19 protein-coding genes are annotated in these 17,467 nt (G+C 68.8%); 15 read left to right on the top strand and 4 right to left on the bottom strand.

Annotated elements, in window-relative coordinates:
* The first annotated feature begins 40 nt into the window (after positions 1-40).
* Together DI276_RS01105 and DI276_RS01100 are read left to right on the top strand one after the other, a co-directional pair.
* Positions 41-499, top strand: a complete 459-nt coding sequence (locus tag DI276_RS01105) for an FxsA family protein (protein ID WP_112261350.1) — start codon at positions 41-43, stop codon at positions 497-499.
* Positions 496-1,056, top strand: a complete 561-nt coding sequence (locus tag DI276_RS01100; RefSeq protein ID WP_112261349.1) for a GNAT family N-acetyltransferase — start codon at positions 496-498, stop codon at positions 1,054-1,056. Before DI276_RS01105 ends, DI276_RS01100 begins: the two co-directional genes overlap by 4 nt.
* On the opposite strand, the gene DI276_RS01095 is transcribed toward DI276_RS01100, so the two are convergent.
* Complete coding sequence (locus DI276_RS01095) at positions 1,053-1,448, bottom strand: SsgA family sporulation/cell division regulator (protein WP_112261348.1); 396 nt, start codon at positions 1,446-1,448, stop codon at positions 1,053-1,055. The two genes, DI276_RS01100 and DI276_RS01095, sit on opposite strands and share 4 nt — an antisense overlap.
* A gap of 186 nt (positions 1,449-1,634) precedes the next feature.
* Between DI276_RS01095 and DI276_RS01090 the strand changes: the two genes are divergently transcribed.
* The 12 genes from DI276_RS01090 to DI276_RS01035 all read left to right on the top strand — a co-directional run bounded on the left by DI276_RS01090 (position 1,635) and on the right by DI276_RS01035 (position 14,017).
* On the top strand, positions 1,635-2,594 hold the full coding sequence (locus DI276_RS01090; RefSeq protein ID WP_112261347.1) for a TIGR03885 family FMN-dependent LLM class oxidoreductase: 960 nt from the start codon (positions 1,635-1,637) through the stop codon (positions 2,592-2,594).
* Positions 2,591-4,099, top strand: a complete 1,509-nt coding sequence (locus DI276_RS01085; RefSeq protein ID WP_112261346.1) for an alpha-amylase family protein — start codon at positions 2,591-2,593, stop codon at positions 4,097-4,099. Before DI276_RS01090 ends, DI276_RS01085 begins: the two co-directional genes overlap by 4 nt.
* 70 nt (positions 4,100-4,169) lie before the next feature.
* Entirely contained in the window at positions 4,170-5,180 is a 1,011-nt protein-coding gene (gene kdd / locus DI276_RS01080) for an L-erythro-3,5-diaminohexanoate dehydrogenase (protein WP_112261345.1), read from the top strand.
* Positions 5,173-6,720 carry an amidohydrolase gene (locus tag DI276_RS01075; RefSeq protein ID WP_198680429.1) on the top strand — a complete coding sequence of 516 codons (1,548 nt, stop codon included), beginning with the start codon at positions 5,173-5,175 and terminating at the stop codon, positions 6,718-6,720. The genes kdd and DI276_RS01075 overlap by 8 nt, the downstream gene beginning before the upstream one ends.
* A gap of 3 nt (positions 6,721-6,723) precedes the next feature.
* On the top strand, positions 6,724-8,292 hold the full coding sequence (kamD, locus tag DI276_RS01070; RefSeq protein WP_112261344.1) for a lysine 5,6-aminomutase subunit alpha: 1,569 nt from the start codon (positions 6,724-6,726) through the stop codon (positions 8,290-8,292).
* On the top strand, positions 8,289-9,032 hold the full coding sequence (gene kamE, locus DI276_RS01065) for a lysine 5,6-aminomutase subunit beta (RefSeq protein WP_112261343.1): 744 nt from the start codon (positions 8,289-8,291) through the stop codon (positions 9,030-9,032). Before kamD ends, kamE begins: the two co-directional genes overlap by 4 nt.
* A gap of 26 nt (positions 9,033-9,058) precedes the next feature.
* Positions 9,059-9,427 carry a 3-aminobutyryl-CoA ammonia lyase gene (gene kal / locus DI276_RS01060; protein ID WP_232836366.1) on the top strand — a complete coding sequence of 123 codons (369 nt, stop codon included), beginning with the start codon at positions 9,059-9,061 and terminating at the stop codon, positions 9,425-9,427.
* Between the two features lie 57 nt (positions 9,428-9,484).
* Entirely contained in the window at positions 9,485-10,894 is a 1,410-nt protein-coding gene (locus DI276_RS01055) for a DUF4331 domain-containing protein (RefSeq protein ID WP_112261341.1), read from the top strand.
* Between the two features lie 15 nt (positions 10,895-10,909).
* A complete protein-coding gene (locus tag DI276_RS01050) occupies positions 10,910-11,944 on the top strand; it encodes a tetratricopeptide repeat protein (RefSeq protein ID WP_112261340.1) in 1,035 nt (344 codons plus the stop codon).
* Positions 11,941-13,257 carry a nickel/cobalt transporter gene (locus DI276_RS01045; RefSeq protein ID WP_198680391.1) on the top strand — a complete coding sequence of 439 codons (1,317 nt, stop codon included), beginning with the start codon at positions 11,941-11,943 and terminating at the stop codon, positions 13,255-13,257. The genes DI276_RS01050 and DI276_RS01045 overlap by 4 nt, the downstream gene beginning before the upstream one ends.
* Before the next feature lie 15 nt (positions 13,258-13,272).
* Positions 13,273-13,584: a hypothetical protein gene (locus tag DI276_RS01040; protein ID WP_112261339.1), complete on the top strand. Its 312-nt coding sequence runs from the start codon at positions 13,273-13,275 to the stop codon at positions 13,582-13,584.
* 79 nt (positions 13,585-13,663) lie between these two features.
* Entirely contained in the window at positions 13,664-14,017 is a 354-nt protein-coding gene (locus DI276_RS01035) for a GntR family transcriptional regulator (protein WP_112261338.1), read from the top strand.
* On the opposite strand, the gene DI276_RS01030 is transcribed toward DI276_RS01035, so the two are convergent.
* Positions 14,003-14,989 carry a methyltransferase gene (locus DI276_RS01030; RefSeq protein ID WP_112261337.1) on the bottom strand — a complete coding sequence of 329 codons (987 nt, stop codon included), beginning with the start codon at positions 14,987-14,989 and terminating at the stop codon, positions 14,003-14,005. The genes DI276_RS01035 and DI276_RS01030 overlap by 15 nt on opposite strands.
* Before the next feature lie 121 nt (positions 14,990-15,110).
* Between DI276_RS01030 and DI276_RS01025 the strand changes: the two genes are divergently transcribed.
* Positions 15,111-16,211, top strand: coding sequence for a helix-turn-helix transcriptional regulator (locus tag DI276_RS01025; RefSeq protein WP_198680390.1), 1,101 nt, complete (start codon positions 15,111-15,113; stop codon positions 16,209-16,211).
* On the opposite strand, the gene DI276_RS01020 is transcribed toward DI276_RS01025, so the two are convergent.
* Together DI276_RS01020 and DI276_RS01015 are read right to left on the bottom strand one after the other, a co-directional pair.
* A complete protein-coding gene (locus DI276_RS01020; RefSeq protein WP_112261335.1) occupies positions 16,208-16,915 on the bottom strand; it encodes a hypothetical protein in 708 nt (235 codons plus the stop codon). The genes DI276_RS01025 and DI276_RS01020 overlap by 4 nt on opposite strands.
* Positions 16,912-17,352, bottom strand: a complete 441-nt coding sequence (locus DI276_RS01015; RefSeq protein WP_112261334.1) for a hypothetical protein — start codon at positions 17,350-17,352, stop codon at positions 16,912-16,914. Before DI276_RS01015 ends, DI276_RS01020 begins: the two co-directional genes overlap by 4 nt.
* Between the last annotated feature and the right edge of the window lie 115 nt (positions 17,353-17,467).

The raw sequence follows: 17,467 nt of genomic DNA, 5'->3' as shown, positions 1-17,467 counted from the left end.
GCCCAGGGAGCAAAACGGAGGCCCCGTGCGTTCAAGAGGCATGCCTGTCTTCGCCCTGGTGCTGCTCGGGATGTTCGCCGAGATCGCGGTCATGATCGCCGTTGGCAACGCCATCGGCGGGCTGTGGATGATCGCGTTGTTGCTGCTCGGCACACTCGTGGGTCTGCAGCTCGTGCGCAGGCAGGGGGCGCAGACGATGGCCGCGTTCTCCGAGACCGTGTGGAAGCGCCAGCAGCCGCACCAGGAGATGGCCGACGGCGTGCTCATCGCGGCGGCCGGTGCGTTGATCATGGTGCCTGGCTTCATCAGCGACGTGGCGGCGTTGTTCCTGCTGTTCCCGCCCACGCGCAAGCTCGTCAGCCGCAGGATGGCGCGCAAGGCGGAGGCGGCCGCGCTGAAGTTCGAGCACGACCGCCGCTTCGGGCCCGGTCAGGTCGTCGAGGGCGAAGTTGTCGACGTCGAGCCCGTGATCGTCACGGATCGGCGCGAGCTGACGTGATCCGCGCGTACCGGCCCGCTGACCTGGACGCGCTCTACGACATCTGCCTCGACACCGGCAACGGTGGCCTGGGCGCGCGCCATCTGTTCGATGACGCTCGTCTGCTCGGTCATGCCTACGTCGGGCCGTATGTGGCGTTCGAGCCTGACCTCGCGTTCGTCGTGGAGGACGACGACGGCGTCTGCGGTTATGCGCTGGCAGCGCCCGACAGCGAGGCGTTCGAGGAGCGCTGTGAGCGGGACTGGTGGCCTGACCTGCGCGTTCGTTATCCGCTAACGGCCAACGCGAACCGGGTCGTGCGGCACATCCACCACCCGGCGAAGGTCGATCCGGTGCTGGTCAAGGACTATCCGGCGCACATGCACGCGAACCTGCTGCCCCGCGCGAAGGGCAAGGGGCTCGGCGGCGCGGTGGTGCGAAGACTGCTTGAACGGCTCGAGAAGGGCGTTCATGTGCACGTGCGGCGCCACAACACACACGCCATCGGCTTCTGGGAACACCTCGGCTTCCGCGTGATCGACTCCGCGGACAAGCTGGTCCTGGGCCTGCGACTCTAGGCGAGCAGGTCCTTCAGCAGCAGCTCGAAGTCGAGGACCTCCTGCCCGGCCGGCACCACGGCGTAGGTGGAGTCCAGGAACCGGCCCAGCTCGTCGGCCGACAGGTGGAACACCGCGTGCGAGTCCTCGGTGAAGAGCTCCAGCACGAGGAGGTCGCCGTGCTCGGGCCGCAGCCGCACGTCGCCGAGGCCGGCCGGCGACAGCAGGCCGTCCGACAGCAGCTCGCGGCCGACCAACCAGGTCGACTCCTGGTCGCGGGCCTGGAACCGCATTGTCACAGCGTGCGGATCGTCTGAGCGGTAGTGGAGGTCGACGTTCATCGGCTCGATCGAGCCGTCCGGCCGGATGAACTCGACGACAGTGGCGGTGCCGATACGGGTCTCGTTGAACATCGCCGTTCCTCCTCCGCTCCGAGGGTGCTGCCATCCACACGGATGCTGTTCGGGATCGGTTCAAGGGATCGGCGGAAAAGTTCGGCGGTCAGGTGCACGGGCAGGGGCCGGTGGGAACGGCCTGGTCAGAACATCAGGACCGGCAAGCAGGTTGCCTCGATCTTCGTGCGGGGTACCTGAAGTCGCATGACCGTTTTCGGCATCCATGCGTCACATGAGCAGGTCCACCCCACCGACCTGCTCGCCGCCGTGCAGAGAGCCGAGGAGGCCGGGTTCACGGCGGCGATGAGCTCCGACCACTTCTCCCCGTGGAGCGAACGACAGGGCCACTCCGGGTTCGCCTGGTCCTGGCTGGGCGCCGCACTGCAGGCCACGAACCTGCCGTTCGGCGTGGTCACGGCCCCTGGCCAGCGCTACCACCCGGCGATCACCGCCCAGGCCATCAGCACCCTCGCCGCGATGTACCCCGGCCGGTTCTGGGCCGCGCTCGGCACCGGCGAGGCCAGCAACGAGCACATCACCGGCGACGGCTGGCCGCCCAAGCACCTCCGCACCGCCCGCCTGCGCGAGTGCGTGGACGTGATCCGCGCGTTGCTCGCCGGTGAGGAGGTCAGCCACGACGGCCTGGTCACGGTCGACCGCGCGAAGCTGTGGACACGGCCGACCGAACCGCCGTTGCTGATCGGCGCCGCCGTGAGCCCCCAGACCGCGCGTTGGTGCGCCGAGTGGGCCGACGGGTTGATCACCGTCAACGCCGCGCCCGAGCAGCTCAGGGAGGTCGCGGACGCGTACCGGGACGCCGGCGGACGCGGCAAGCTCCACCTTCAGGTGCACCTGAGTTGGGCGCAAGACGACGACACCGCGCTGACGATCGCGCACGAGCAGTGGCGCTCCAACGTGTTCCGCCCACCCGTCTGCTGGGACCTTGAACTCGCCGAGCACTTCGACGTGGTCGCCGAGCACGTCACGCCCGCAGACGTCACCAAGGTCGTCGACGTCTCCTCCGACCTGAAGTGGCACGTCGAGAACCTGCACGCCTACACGTCGCTGGGCTTCGAGGAGATCTACCTGCACCACGTGGGCCAGGACCTGATCCCGTTCGTCGACGCGTTCGGCGAGCACGTGCTCCCGGAGGTGACGCGATGATCCGCACGTCAGACGTTTGGTGGAAGAACGCCGTCCTCTACTGCCTCGACGTGGAAACCTTCTCCGACAACGGTTTCCGCGGCGCCACCGAACGCATCGACCACCTCCACGCCTTGGGCGTCACGTGTGTGTGGTTGATGCCCTTCTACCCAACGCCCGAACGCGACGACGGCTACGACATCACCGACTTCTACTCCGTGGACGCACGCCTGGGCTCCCTCGGCGACTTCGTGGAGTTCGTCCGCGCCGCCCGCGACCGGGGCATGCGCGTGATCGCCGACCTGGTCGTGAACCACACGTCCGACCAGCACCCGTGGTTCCACGACCCGGACAAGCGCGACTGGTACGTCTGGGCCGACGAGCCGCAGACCGACGGCCCGCAGGGAATCACCTTCCCGGACAAGGAGAAGAGCCTCTGGGAGTACGACGAGGAGGTCGGCAAGTACTACCTGCACCGCTTCTACAAGCACCAGCCCGACCTCAACGTCTCCAACCCCGAGGTCCGCGACGAGATCGCGCGCATCATGGGCTTCTGGATGGAGCTGGGCCTGAGCGGCTTCCGCGTCGACGCCGTCCCGTTCCTGCTGGAGCACAACGACGCCACCGACGCGCTCTCCTTGCCCGATCCGCACGACTACCTCACCGACCTGCGCGCGTTCCTCAACCGCCGCAACGGCGAGGGCGTGCTGCTGGGTGAGGTGAACCTGCCGTACAAGGACACGATGGCCTACTACGGCCAGGGCGTCGGCGACGAGCTGACGATGTGCTTCGACTTCGTGGGCATGCAGGCGATGTACCTGGCGCTGGCGCGGCAGTCGAGCGGCCCGCTGGTCAAGGCGCTGCAGGAACGCCCGCAGCCACCACGCGACGGCCACTGGGCGACGTTCGTGCGCAACCACGACGAGCTGACCTTGGACAAGCTGCCGGAGGACGAACGCAAGGAGGTCTTCGACGCCTTCGGACCCGACCCGTCCATGCAGCTCTACGGCCGCGGCCTGCGCCGACGGCTGCCCGGCATGCTCAACCACGACCAGCGCCGCATCCGCATGGTCTACAGCCTGCTCTTCACGCTGCCGGGCACGCCGGTGCTGTTCTACGGCGAGGAGCTCGGCCTGGACGAGGACCTGTCGCTGGAGGGCAGGCTGGCGGTGCGCGTGCCGATGGACTGGGAAAAGGCGAAGGAGCAGCGCCACGATCACGACTCGTTGCTGTCCTGGATGCGGCAGCTGATCCGGCTCTACCGGGAGTGCCCGGAGCTGGCGTGGGGCAACGCGCAGGTGCTCGACGCGGGTGACCCGGCGGTGTTCGCTCACCGCGCCGACTGCGACGGCGGCACGGTGATCGCCGTGCACAACCTCGCGAACCGGGAGATCACCGTGCGGGTGCCCGCGGAAGGTGTGCTCACCGACCTGCTGACCGGCGGGAACGTGCGGCCGGCGAAGAGCGGTGCCAAGATCGACCTCGCACCCTACGACTGCAGGTGGTTCAGGCTCGTTACCGAGTGATGCTTGCGGGATCTTTACGCTTCACGTGAAGATATTGTCGAGACAGCGTCGTCGACCGAAGGATTTTCAGGTGAGCGCGTACGGACTGCACCGCGTCCTCGAGCCCAAGGGCGTCCTGCCGCAGCAGGCGTGGCGGCTGGACGCGGAACCCGTCCCCGCCGCCGACGAGGTGATCGTCGCGGTCGAGCGGCTCAACCTGGACGCGGCGTCGTTCCGGCAGCTCAGGGAGCAGCACGGCAGCGGATCAGCCGTCCGCCAGGCCGTGCTGGACATCGTCGAAGAGCGCGGCAAGATGCAGAACCCGGTCACCGGCTCGGGCGGCATGTTGCTCGGTACCGTGCTGGAGGTCGGGCCCGAGTCGCCGCTCGGGCTGAAGGCCGGCGACCGGATCGCGACGCTGGTCAGCCTCACCCTGACGCCGTTGAAGATCAACGACGGCCTGCAGGACTGGGACGGCGAGGACGAGCAGGTGCCGTGCCGGGGGACCGCGGTGCTGTTCGGGCGGTCCATCGCGGCCGTGCTGCCGGACGACATGTCCAACGAGTTGGCGCTGTCCGTGCTGGACGTGTGTGGTGCACCGGCTCTGACTGACCGTGTGGTGCGGAAGCACCCCGGCGGGTCCGTGCTGGTGCTCGGCGGTGGCGGCAAGTCCGGATCGCTCTCTCTCGCGGCCGCACGTCAGGCCGGTGCTACGCGCCTCGTGGCGTTGGTGCCGACGGAGCGTGAGGCGGAGCAGGTCCGCAAGGCGGGGCTCGCGGACGAGGTCGTCATCGCGGACGCACGGAACCCCGTCGCCGTCGCCGAAGCGGTGGGCAAGCAGGTTGATGTCACGGTCGTGTGTGTGGACGTGCCGGGGTGCGAGCACGGCGCCATCCTCGCGACTGGCGACGGCGGCACCGTGATCTTCTTCTCCATGGCGACCTCGTTCAGTGCCGCGGCACTCGGTGCCGAGGGGTTGGCGGCCGACGTCGAGATGCTGGTCGGCAACGGGTATGTGCCTGGTCACGCCGCGTTCGCGTTGGACCTGATCAGGACCCAGCCGGGTGTGCGGGCGCTGTTCGAGCAACGGCAGACTGCGTGACGTGAGTACGCAACTTTTGGTCGGCGGCCGCATCTACGCACCGGATGCGACGGCCATGGCCGTCACGGACGGCGTCATCGTGTGGATCGGCCAGGACTCGGTGGGCCGCGCGCTGCACCCCGACGCCGAGGTCGTCGAGCTGCACGGTGCGTTCGTCGCGCCCGCGTTCGTCGACGCCCACGTGCACGCCACGAGTGCCGGTCTGCTGCTGACCGGCCTCGACCTGACCCGCACGTCGTCCATCCAGGAACTGCTCCAGCAGGTCCGCGACGCCGAGGGCCCGCTGGTGTGGGGGCACGGCTGGGACGAGACCCGATGGCCGGAGAACCGTCCGCCGACGCGTGCGGAGATCGACGAGGCGGCTCAGGGCAAGACGGTCTACCTGTCGCGCATCGACGTGCACTCTGCGCTTGTCTCCTCCGACCTGATCACCGACGAAGCCAAGAACGCCGACGGCTACAGCGACGACGGTCCCCTTTCGCGCGCAGCCCACCACCACGTGCGCGGCACGGCCAAAGCGGCCATCACGCCGGAACAACGCCAGGCAGCTCAGCTGACGTTCCTCCGCCACGCGGCGAGCATGGGCATCGCGAGCGTCCACGAGTGCGCCGGCCCGGACATCTCGAGCGAGGACGACCTGCGCGAACTGCTGCAGCACGGCGAGGGACCCGAGGTCGTCGCCTACTGGGGCGCCCACGACAAACCGTCGGTCGAGGTCCGCGGCCTCGCCGGCGACCACTTCGTCGACGGCGCGCTCGGCTCCCGCACCGCCGCGCTGGTCGAGCCCTACGCGGACGCCGACACGTCCGGCGCGCTCTACCTGACCGGCCGGCAGATCGCCGACCACCTGATCAAGTGCACCGAAGAGGGCATCCAGGCGGGCTTCCACGTCATCGGCGACGCGGGCATGGCCGCCGTGATCGAAGGCTTCACCATCGCCGAGAAGGCGCTCGGCACCCCGAACCTCGCGAGTGCGCGGCACCGCCTGGAGCACGTGGAGATGGTCACCGCCGAGCAGGCGCAGCAACTGGCCGGGTGGGGCGTCATCGCGTCCGTTCAGCCCCTGTTCGACGCCGAGTGGGGCGGCCCGACCGGTATGTACGTGCAGCGCCTCGGGGCGGAGCGCGGAGTGGGGCTCAACCCCTTTTCCAAGCTCGCCGCAGCAGGCGTCGTGCTGGCGTTCGGCTCCGACACCCCGGTGACCGCCATCAACCCGTGGGCCGCCGTGCGCGCTGCGGTGCACCACAAGACCAACGGGCACGGCATCTCGCCACGCGCTGCCTTCACCGCCCACACACGCGGCGGCTGGCGAGCCGCGGGCGTGGACGACGGGCTGACCGGCACGCTCCAGCCCGGCGCTCCTGCCACGTACGCGGTGTGGGAGACCGGTGACCTCGTGGTGGCCGCCAGCGACTCGCGGGTGCAGCGCTGGTCCACCGACCCCCGCTCGGGCGTGCCCGGGCTGCCCGACCTGACCGGGCCCGCGCCCGTCTGCGTGCGAACCGTCCTGAACGGCCGGACAATTTACGAGAGGAAGTGACTCATGGCGTTGCTCGACCTCGACCCCAAGGTCGTCGCCACCGCGCGCGAACTCGCGGCGCGGGCGGCCGAACCGGTGGTGTCCATCGCGAAGGCGCACACCACCGTCGCCGTCGAGCGCGCCACACTTCGCCTGGCCGGCATCACCGGCGCGGACTCCACCCACCGCGCCGGTGACGTGCCGTGGGTCAACCGCGTGATCGACACGGTCCGCGAGCAGTGCGGGCTGGAGCACGGCGTGGTGCTCCCGGCATTCCACGCACTTCGCGAGAACAACCTCGGCACGCTGACCGAGCTCGCGGAGGCCACCGCGGCGGGGCAGATCCAGTTCAAGATCCCCACAGGCAAGGACCGGACCGCCGCCAAGAAGTCAGCCACGTCCGCCGTCGCCAAGGGCCTCAAGACGGTCGACCGCAACCGGGCGCAGCGCGACAAGCTGGTCGCCAAACTCGGCGACCCGGCGCAACGTCCGTGGATCTACCTGATCGTCGCGACCGGCGACATCGACGAAGACGTTGTGCAGGCCCAAAATGCGGCCCGCGCGGGCGCCGACATCATCGCCGTGATCCGCTCGACCGGCCAGTCGCTGCTCGACTACGTGCCGGAAGGCGCCACGCACCACGGTTTCGCGGGCACGTACGCCACGCAGGAGAACTTCCGGATCATGCGGGCGGCGCTCGACGACGTGTCGAAGGAGGTCGGCCGGTACGTCCGGCTGACCAACTACGCGTCCGGCCTGTGCATGCCGGAAATCGCGGTCCTGGCCGGACTCCAGCGGCTCGACATGATGTTGAACGACTCGATGTACGGCATCCTGTTCCGGGACATCAACCCGATCCGCACGTTCGTCGACCAGCGCTTCAGCCGCCAGGTCCACGCCCGCGCCGGCATCATCATCAACACCGGCGAGGACAACTACCTCACCACCGCGGACGCCGTCGACGCCGCCCACACGGTGACGGTGAGCCAGCTGCTCAACGAGCACTTCGCCCACGAGGCGGGACTGCCCGACCACCTGCTGGGCCTCGGCCACGCCTTCGAGATCAACCCGAAGGTGCCCGACTCGTTCCGCCTCGAGCTCGCCCACGCGCTGCTGGCCCGCGAGCTCTTCCCGGACGCACCGCTGAAGTGGATGCCGCCCACCAAGCACATGACGGGCGACGTCTTCAACGGCTACCTGCTGGACGGGTTCTTCAACCTCGCCGGTGTCCTGACCGGACAGTCCATTCTGCTCGTCGGCATGATGACCGAAGCCGTTGTGACGCCGTTCCTCTCCGACCGCGACCTCGCGCTGCAGAACGTCCGGTACGTGCTCAACGCGGCGGGCAGCCTCGCAGAGGACTTCCGCCCCGCACAGGACGGCCTGATCGTCAAGCGTGCGCACCAGGTGCTCGGCGAGGCCGTGGATCTGCTGGAGCGCATCGTGGACGACGGCCTGTTGAACGCCATCGCGGACGGCACGTTCGGCCTGATGAAGCGCCCGGCGGACAAGGGCAAGGGCGCGGACGGCGTCGTCGAGAAGGCGGACGAGTACTTCAACCCGGCGAGCGAGCTGCTGGAGGCCCAGGCATGACCAGGTACGTGAGGCCGTACGGCGACACCACCGGTGACGGCATGATCCAGACGTCGTTCACGCTGCCGATTCCCTTCGGCCCCAAGGCGGACGGCGCGGCACAGCAGCTCGCGAACAAGATGGGCATGGACCCCGCGATGGTGGTCCACTCGAACCCCATCGGCGAGGACTTCACGTTCTTCGTCGTCTACGGCTCGGTCAAGCACCTCGTGGACCTCGACGAGGTCAAGGTCGTCGAGCGCGAGTACCCGCTGCTGTCCCCGGCCGAAGTCAACACCACGCTGAAGAAGGTGTTGCGGCGCAAGCTGGTCGTCGTCGGCGGCTGCATCGGCACGGACGCGCACACGGTCGGCATCGACGCGATCCTCAACATCAAGGGGTTCGCCGGGGAGAAGGGCCTGGAGTACTACCGCGAGCTGAAGGTCGTGAACCTCGGCGCGCAGGTCTCCGTCCCCGAGCTGGTCCGCAGCGCCCGCGCGGAGAAGGCCGACGCCGTGCTGATCTCCCAGGTCGTGACCCAGCGGGACGCGCACATCCTGAACACGCAGGAGATGTCCGCGGCGTTCCGCGAGGCGATGGGGGACAGGCGGCCGCTGCTCGTCGCGGGCGGCCCGCGGTTCGATCCGCTGATGGCAGCGGAACTCGGGGTGGATCGGGTGTTCAGCCGGGGAACCACGCCGGGTGAGGTCGCGAGCTACCTGGTGCACGCGATGCAGGAGAAGAAGGGGGTCGCCGCGTGAGCGGGGCTTTGGTCGAAGGTTTCTCGGTGACGCACCGCCGTTACGTGCCGCACTCGCACGCACACTACGGCGGCAACCTGGTCGACGGTGCCTACGGGCTCGGCATGTTCGGTGACGTCGCCACCGAGCTGCTGATCCACACGGACTCCGACGAGGGGCTGTTCGCGGGGTACAGCTCCGTCGAGTTCGTGGCGCCGATCCAGGCCGGTGACGTCATCGAGGCCACGGCGACGTTGGTGCGCATAGGAAAGCGCTCGCGCGAGATCGAGTTCGAGGCGCGCGTGGTGTGCCGGTCGGCACCCGATCGCGGACCGAGCGCGGCGGATCTGCTCGCTGAGCCGATCGTCGTAACGCGGGCGCGCGGCACGGTCGTCGCGCCGAAGTCCGCAGAATAAGTCCGAACCGGCAGGCGTCCTGCTTCCGAATCCCCGCCGTGGGAAGGGAGCAGGACAATGCCAACTAGCAACAGACAGCGATTACGGCGCGGTGCGATCGCCGCCGCCGTGGTCGCGGTCGCGGCGGCGATACCGGCGGCGCACGCCTCCAGCCACCGCGAAGCACCGCTCATCGCGGCGGACCCGGCGGTGGACAACACCGACGTCTACGCCTTCACGAGTCCCGACAGACCCGACACGGTCACGCTCATCGCGAACTGGTTCGGTCTGCAGGAACCCAACGGTGGCCCCAACTTCTACCCGTGGGCCACGGACGCCCGGTACGACGTCAACATCGACGCCGACGGGGATGCGGTGCCGGACAAGACGTTCCGGTTCACCTTCAACACCGACGACCGGCGCGGCAACAAGACCTTCCTCTACAACAACGGGCCGGTCACGTCGATCAACGACGACAACCTGTTGTTCCGGCAGAACTACAACCTCGAGCTGATCGAGCCCGGCAAGAGCACAACGCTGGTGCGGGGCGGCCGGGCGGCTCCGTCGAACACCGGCCCCGCGTCGTTCCCCGACTTCGGCGCGATCCGCGACCAGGCGACGGCGAAGATCCCCGGTGGTGGCCAGGTCTACGTCGGACCGGCCGAGGACTCGTTCTTCCTGGACCTGCGGGTGTTCGACCTGCTCTACGGCGGCAACCTGAAGGAGGTCAACCAGGACACCCTGATGGGCTACAACGTCAACACGATCGCCATCCAGGTGCCCAAGACGATGCTCGCGCTCAAGGGCGACCCGGCGCGCAACCCGGTGATCGGCGTGTGGAGCGACACCGAGCGCCGCACGTTGAAGCTCGACCCGGGCAAGGCGACTCCGCAGGGCAACTTCGTGCAGGTCTCCCGGCTGGGCAACCCGCTGGTGAACGAAGTCGTGTCGTCGGCGGCCATCAAGGACGCGTTCAACGGGCTCGAACCCGTTGGGGACGCGAAGGTTCAGGCGTTGCTGGACCGGGTGAACGACCCGGAGCTGGCCCGGTTGATCCAGGCGATCTACGGCATCCCGGCGCCGAAGACGCCGCGGGCCGACCTGGTGGAGATCTTCCTGACGGGGATCACCACGAAGGCGGGCGGCCCGATCAAGGCGGATCTCAACTCGCAGCTGAACAACGCCGACGTGGACCCGAAGAAGTTCGCGCCGTCGGAGATGTTGCGGCTCAACATGTCCACGCCGGTGACGAAGAACCCCAACCGGCTCGGTGTGCTCGGCGGTGACCTGCAAGGGTTCCCGAACGGCCGCAGGCTCGCCGACGACGTGGTGGACATCGAGATCCAGGCGGTCGTGGGTGCGGCGCTGACCGGCAAGCTCGTGCCGGCGCTCGCCAAGGGTGACCGGGTGGACAAGAACAACGTCCGCTTCGGAGACAAGTTCCCGTACGTCGGACTGCCGAGCAACCGGGCGGTCAACTCCAACTGAGTGAGGGTGCCTGACATGTGGAAAACCATTCCGCTGCTGGCAGCTTTGCTCGCTGTCGCCGCCTGTGTCTCCCCGCAGGCGGCGACACCCGCCGCAGCCACGCAGACTTCTTCCTTGCAGCGCAACGCCGAGTCGTTGCAGGCCAAGCTCCGCCGAACCCCGCAGGACGCCGCTGCCTGGGCGCAGCTCGGCACCACCCACGTGGAGCTCGCCCGCGTCACGTTCGACCCCCAGCACCACCCCCGCGCCGAGCGGGCGCTCACCGAGTCGTTGCGGCTCAAGCCGGAGGGCAACGGTGAGGCGTTCATCGGCCGAGGTGCACTGGCCAACGCCCGGCACGAGTTCGCTGAGGCCCGCGGCTGGGGCCAGCGAGCAGTCACCGCACTTCCGGACTCCGCACAGGCTCAGGGCGTGCTCGTCGACGCACTGACTCAGCTCGGCGACGACGCCGGTGCTTCCGTTGCGCTGCAACGCATGCTGGACCTGCGGCCGGGCGTCGCGTCGTTCACCCGCGCCGCCTACCACTTCGAGCTGCACGGCCGCCTGGACGAGGCGCGCGGGGCGTTGGAACGGGCGCTGGAGACGGCTTCTTCCCCGGACGAGGCCGAGTTCTGCCGCTTCCAGTTGGGCGAACTGAACGGGCGTTCCGACCAGGAGGCGCTGGAGGTCTATCGCGGACTCGTGGCGAAGGCGCCGTCGCCGGAGTACCTGGTGAAGTACGGCAAGGCCTTGGCCAAGTCGGGCAATCCGCAGGAGGCGCGGGCGCAGTTCGACCTCGCATTGCGGCAACTGCAGGCTTTGGGTGGCGACGACCTGACCGCTGCCCTGATCGCCGCCGATCACGGGGATCCGGCGGAAGCGTTGCGGTACGCCGAGAAGGAGTGGGCGAAGCGGCAGAGCGTCTTCACCGCGGACGCGCTGGCGTGGGCTCTGCACGTGAACAAGCGTTCTGCGGAAGCCCTGCCGTACTCCGACAAAGCCGTCGCACTGGGTTGGCGCGACCCGGAAGTGCTGCGGCACCGCGAGGCGATTCTGGGGAGTCTGCGATGAGGGTGTTCGTGCTGGTGCTGTTCGGCATGCTGCTGATGGGCGGGGTGGCGCAGGCGCACCCGTTCAGCAACCTCAGCGTGAACCACTACGACGGCCTGCGGGTGTTCCCGGACCGGATCGAGCTGCGGTCCGTTGTGGACAGTGCGGAGATTCCGACCCTGCAGGACCGGGACTTCGTCGACGCCCGCAAGCGGTGCGCGGAACGCGCGAAGTCGTTGAACGCCATGGCCGACGAGCGCGCGCTGCGGTTCGAGGTGCGCGACGCCGACGTCGTGCGCCCGCCCGGTGAGGCCGGCTTGCCGACCATGCGGCTGACCTGCGAGTACACCGCGGTGCTGCCGGTGCGCGGCGAGGTCGAGGTGACGTTCAGCGACTCGTACCTGAAGGACAGGCCCGGCTGGCGCGAGATCACCGTCGTCGGTGTCGACATGACGGTGTCGGGCGCGCCGGCCGAGTCGATCACGAACGAACTGCGCACGTACCCGGACGACCTGCTGTCGTCGCCGCTGGACGTGCGGGCGGTGCGGTTCGTCGCACAACCAGGCGAGGGAACTGTCGTCACCCCGCCTGGAGCGTTGGGAGAAGCCACGAAGGCGGCCGTCGGACTGGTGGGTGATCTCACCCCGGTGGTCGGGATTGGTGCGGTCCTGCTGTCTCTGGTGCTGGGCGCGTCGCACGCGGCGCTGCCCGGCCACGGCAAGACCGTGATGGCCGCCTATCTGGCGGGTTCGCGAGGAACCCGCCGCGACGCACTCCTCGTCGGGGCCACGGTCACCATCACCCACACGGCGGGGGTCTTGGTGCTGGGGCTGCTGCTCAGCGTGTCCAGCGTGATCGCCGGCGAGTCAGTTCTGCGCTGGCTCGGCGTGGCGAGCGGTCTGCTGGTCGCGGTGATCGGAGGGGTGCTGCTCCGCTCGGCGGTGCTTTCACGTGGCCGTTTGCGTGCCCAAGAAGGAAATGGGCATGGCCACGGACATGGTCATGGGCACGGCCATGGTCATGGGCACCGCCGGGCGGGGCTCGTCGGAATGGGCGTGGCGGGCGGCCTCGTGCCGTCGCCGTCCGCACTGGTCGTGCTGCTCGGCGCGATCGCACTGGGCCGCACGTGGTTCGGCGTGGTCCTGGTGCTCGCCTACGGGCTGGGCATGGCGGCGACGCTGACCGCCGCCGGACTGTTGCTGGTGTCTTTACGAGACCGCTTGGGTCCGCGGTTGGCTCGCTTCCGCAAGTTCGCGGACTTCACGCCGCTGGGCACGGCGGCGCTGGTGATGCTCGTCGGAGTCGGTCTGGCCACGCGCGCGCTGGCCGGTTAATCGAGAAGAGGGATCATGAAGAAACTCGTTGTGTTGGTGTTCGCCTTGGCCGCGTTGGGCGCCTGCGGTTCGGAAGGCGTGGCCAACGCTCAGTTCGACGACGAACAGCAGTCTGACATCTCGTGCATGAAGCACCAGGAGCAGCAGCCGGGCGAGGAGTACTTCGACGAAGGTAATTGGGACACCGTCGTCTCGTTGTCCATCCTTCGCTACTACACGACGAACGGCGCAAAACCCTACTGCGACGGCGAAGAAGCCACCGCCGCGGACCAGGCGTGGCGCAAGCTCTACGTGCAGATGGGTGCGGACCAGACCAATCTTCGCTGAATCGACCCGCAACCTCCCGGGCACTCCTCCGTTGGTCAATACAGAGGTAGTGACAGGCCGCCGGGGAGGATGGGGCGCAGTGAAGATCGACTACCAAGGGGACACACCTCCGTACGAGCAGGTGCGGGTGCATTACGCGCACGCCATCTCGAGCCGCGAACTGCCCGTGGGCGCCAAACTGCCCACGGTGCGGGCGCTGGCGAAGGACCTGGGGTTGGCGGTCAACACGGTGGCCAGGGCCTATCGCGAACTGGAGGAGGCCGGCCTCGTCGAGACGAGGGGCCGCGCGGGCACCGTGGTGAGTGCGAACGGCGACAACAACCGCGAGCGCATCCGTGCGGCGGCGGCCCAGTACGCGTCGATGTCGGCGGAACTGGGCCTCTCGTCGCAGGAAGCCATGGACATCGTGCGGGCGGCGTTACTGCGGTCCTGACTCGGCCGTCACGAGGCTGATCGGGCCTGCCAGCGGCAGGTGCCCGGTGAAGGTCCAGCCGCACTCGCCGAGCCACCCGGCGCCTTCCTCGACGCTGTAGACGTCACCGTCGTTGACGTGGATCGCGAACTCGCCGGCCATGAGCGCCGCGGGCAACGGCTGGGTGTGCGTCGGGTCGGTCCAGAAGTCGGCGAGCAGCAGACGTGCCCCCGGCTCGGCGGCCGCCCGGATCTTGCGCAGGATCGTCCTGTTGGTCTCCGGGGTGAAGTAGTGGACGACGTTGGCGAGCAGGAAAGCGTTGTGGCCTGGCGGGAGTTCGTCGGTCAGCAGGTCGCCGGTGTGCACCCGGATCCGCTCGGAGCGGAGCCGTTGCGCGGCGAGGGCGGCCACCCCCGGCAGCTCGAACACGGTCGCGGTGAGCGTGGGATCGGCGTCCGCGAGGGCCACGGACCACGATCCCGTGCCCCCGCCGATGTCGAGCACCCGGCTGCCCGCAGGCAACCCGGCGACGTGGGGGAGGGCGCGGGAGGCACCGGCCGTGGCGGCCTCGATGCCCGCGGACACGAGGGGCACGAGCTCGTCGTCGATCTCCGACATGTCGTGGGCCGGCTTGCCGCGGCCCAGCGCTCCGGCCAGGTCGGTCCACGTCGGGTAGCTGAGCTTGTCCCAGAACTTCAGCAGCGGCCGGAAGTCGGCGGGTGTGGCCCCCGCCAGGAACGTCGCGGCCACCGGTGTGTTCGCGTACCGGTCACCGTGCCGTTCGAGCAGCCCGAGCGCGACCATGGCGTCGGCGCTGATGCGGGCCGTCCGCTGGGGCAGACCCGTGCGGGCGGCCAGACCGGCCAGGTCGGCCGGTCCTTCGCCCAGGGCCTCGAACAGGCCGAGCTCGTTGGCGGCGAAGAGGTGTTTGCTGGCCATGAACCCCTGGGCGAGCTGGAAGATGCGGTCCGGGGTCACTGGGGTAGTCGTCATGGGGTCGAGCCTGCGGCGCCTGCGGTGGCGTCCACCATCCCAGAACGCTGGGTGATCGCCGCAGGTGAGGGCCAGATTTCTGGGGGTGTCGCGGTGGCGTGTGCGGCGTAGTCTCCGACGCGTGGCGTCTCGAATGCGTGCCGAGATCGCGCGCATCGACGCGAGCCGGCTGAACTGGGTCGACTTCACGGCGGACGTCGCGGAGGCGGTCCGGCCGTTCATCCCGTTCGACGCCTACTGCTGGCACACGGTGGACCCCGGCACGATCCTGTTCACCGGCACGGTCAACCGCGACGTCGGCTGCTCCGGATCGTGGCTGGCCCACCACGAGTACGTGGTCGACGACGTCAACAAGTGGTCGTTCCTCGCCAACAGCGGCCGCATCGCCGGGGCGATCAGCATCGACACCCACGGCGACCTCACCCGTTCGGCCAGGCACCGCTCGCAGCAAGGGCACGGCTTCGGCGACGAGCTGCGCGTCTCGCTCGTGGCGGACGGCATCTACTGGGGAGCGGCGGCCTTCCTGCGCCACGCGGACCAGCCGTGGTTCACCGAGGCCGAGGTGGCGGCGCTGGCGGCGTTGTCGTCCTCGATCGCCACCGGTCTGCGGCGCACCATCGCCGCCTCGCTGTCGGGTCCTCGGGTCGACTGGGGGCCGGGCGTCGTGGTGTTCGACGCGGACGGCAACGCCGAGTCGACCTCTGCGGCCGCGGAACGCTGGATCGGCGAGCTCGTCGAGGACCCCGCACCCGACGTGCCGAGCTCGTCGAAGATCGTGCAGTCCGTCGCCGCTCGTGCTCGCGTCATTCCGCCCGGCACGGATCCGCTCGAACTGGCCGCGCGCGCCCGCGTCCGCACGCGCTCAGGAACCTGGTTGCTGTTGTACGGCACGCGTCTTGGCTCTGACGGTCGCACTGCGGTGATCATCCATCCCGCCACACCGCAGGACGTGGCGCCCGTGGTGGCGCTGGCGTACGGGTTGACCGATCGCGAAGCGCTGGTGGCGATGCAGTGCATCCAGGGTCGTCCTACCAAGGAGATCTCCAAGGCGCTGTGCATGTCGCCGTACACCGTGCAGGACCACCTCAAGTCCATTTTCGACAAGACCGGGGTGCGGACGCGGGGTGAGCTGGTCGGGCAGATCTTCCTCGACCACTACGCGACTCGGTGGGAGAAGCCGGCCGCCGAGACGCCCGGGTTGTTCGTGCGGGGCACCTTTTAGAGTGGCAGCAGGTCCTGGGCCAGGCGGTCCCTGATCCGCTGTCCGTCATCGTCGGGCCCTGGGAAACCGCCGTTCTGAAAGGCCCAGTTCAGGTAGGAGACGAACGGCGTGGTGACGCCCTCCTGCCAGAACAGGCCGTCCGCGCCGCCGTCGGGCAGGACGATTCCGTACGGCGAGCCGCCGCTGACGTTGTCCTTGTGGAGTTGGTCCGGCGCCACCACGAGCACGAACGGCTCGGAGTCGTCCCGTTCGTTCCACTCCTCTTCGACGAACTTCCGCATCGACGAGCCGGGGTAGCGGGACCCCTCGACCTCGATCACCAACGGATCGGCGCCGGCCGAGGTGGGCCACTCCGGGTGCGTGCCGACGAGCCACACATCGCCGACGATCCGCACCCAGGACGACAGCGTCAGAGGTACGGAGCCGATGTGCTGTTCCAGCCACGCGACGTGCGCGGCCGCGTCGTCGGTGGGCGGCGTGTGGGGCGTTGCCGGGGTCTGCGCGTCGTTGTTGTCGTGGAACCGGAATCCGTCCTCGGTCAGCCGCTCCACGATGGCCTCGACGTTCTGCCGCGCGCGCTGCGCCATCTCGTCGCAGACGGCTCGTGCCTCGTCGATCCGGCCGGACTCACCGCCGAGCAGGCCCAGCTCGTGCCACACCTGGTCGCGCTGCCCGTTCCGATACCGGGTGAGCCAGTCCGTCATGCGTCCGCCAGCCGGATGTTCAACTCCACCTGCCACTTCGTCTTCATCCGCTCCACCCGCGGATCGGTCAGAAACGCCTCGTACCGGCACGCGAAGTGGTCACCTGCCGACCCGTCCCACCGGTCCAGCGCGTGCCCGTGGTCGCGCGCCCACTCCAGCAGCAGCTTGTTCGCCTGGCGCGCGTGGTTGACGTACGTGAGGCTCGCGTACCGCCCGGCCGGCAGCACACCGGGGCGCGCCTGCTCGGTGGGCGGGCCGTCGACCAGGCCGACCTCCATGTCCATCGGCCCGTTCATGTCGATCACGTGCAGCCGGTGGAAGAGGAGGCCGGGGCCTGCGGCGGCGAGCTCGTCCAGCAACGAGTTGCGCACGGCGAGCATGCCGCCGAACGGGGTCGTCACCCGGATGCCGACATAGTGGATCTCTGGCTTGGACACGATTCGCGGACCATCAACGATCTCCACCCCTGGACGCTAACAGTCACCCGTTCGCGCACTTCCGATGCGTCTTGACACAACTAGGCTGCCCGATGGATCGTGAATAACTGATTCG

Source organism: Lentzea terrae, from assembly GCF_003265345.1.
GTDB classification, from domain to species: Bacteria; Actinomycetota; Actinomycetes; order Mycobacteriales; family Pseudonocardiaceae; genus Lentzea; species Lentzea terrae.
The sequence above is the reverse complement of the archived record's forward strand: the minus strand, read 5'-3'. Positions and strand labels throughout refer to the sequence as shown.

What these genes read in the sequence shown, in the direction of transcription:
- DI276_RS01030 (WP_112261337.1), bottom strand. Translation starts at nt 14,989, where the DNA reads ATGACGACTACCCCAGTGACCCCGGACCGCATCTTCCAGCTCGCCCAG.
- DI276_RS01105 (WP_112261350.1), top strand. Translation starts at nt 41, where the DNA reads ATGCCTGTCTTCGCCCTGGTGCTGCTCGGGATGTTCGCCGAGATCGCG.
- DI276_RS01040 (WP_112261339.1), top strand. Translation starts at nt 13,273, where the DNA reads ATGAAGAAACTCGTTGTGTTGGTGTTCGCCTTGGCCGCGTTGGGCGCC.
- kamE (WP_112261343.1), top strand. Translation starts at nt 8,289, where the DNA reads ATGACCAGGTACGTGAGGCCGTACGGCGACACCACCGGTGACGGCATG.
- DI276_RS01050 (WP_112261340.1), top strand. Translation starts at nt 10,910, where the DNA reads ATGTGGAAAACCATTCCGCTGCTGGCAGCTTTGCTCGCTGTCGCCGCC.
- DI276_RS01095 (WP_112261348.1), bottom strand. Translation starts at nt 1,448, where the DNA reads ATGTTCAACGAGACCCGTATCGGCACCGCCACTGTCGTCGAGTTCATC.
- DI276_RS01045 (WP_198680391.1), top strand. Translation starts at nt 11,941, where the DNA reads ATGAGGGTGTTCGTGCTGGTGCTGTTCGGCATGCTGCTGATGGGCGGG.
- kamD (WP_112261344.1), top strand. Translation starts at nt 6,724, where the DNA reads ATGGCGTTGCTCGACCTCGACCCCAAGGTCGTCGCCACCGCGCGCGAA.
- DI276_RS01055 (WP_112261341.1), top strand. Translation starts at nt 9,485, where the DNA reads ATGCCAACTAGCAACAGACAGCGATTACGGCGCGGTGCGATCGCCGCC.
- DI276_RS01090 (WP_112261347.1), top strand. Translation starts at nt 1,635, where the DNA reads ATGACCGTTTTCGGCATCCATGCGTCACATGAGCAGGTCCACCCCACC.
- DI276_RS01085 (WP_112261346.1), top strand. Translation starts at nt 2,591, where the DNA reads ATGATCCGCACGTCAGACGTTTGGTGGAAGAACGCCGTCCTCTACTGC.
- DI276_RS01020 (WP_112261335.1), bottom strand. Translation starts at nt 16,915, where the DNA reads ATGACGGACTGGCTCACCCGGTATCGGAACGGGCAGCGCGACCAGGTG.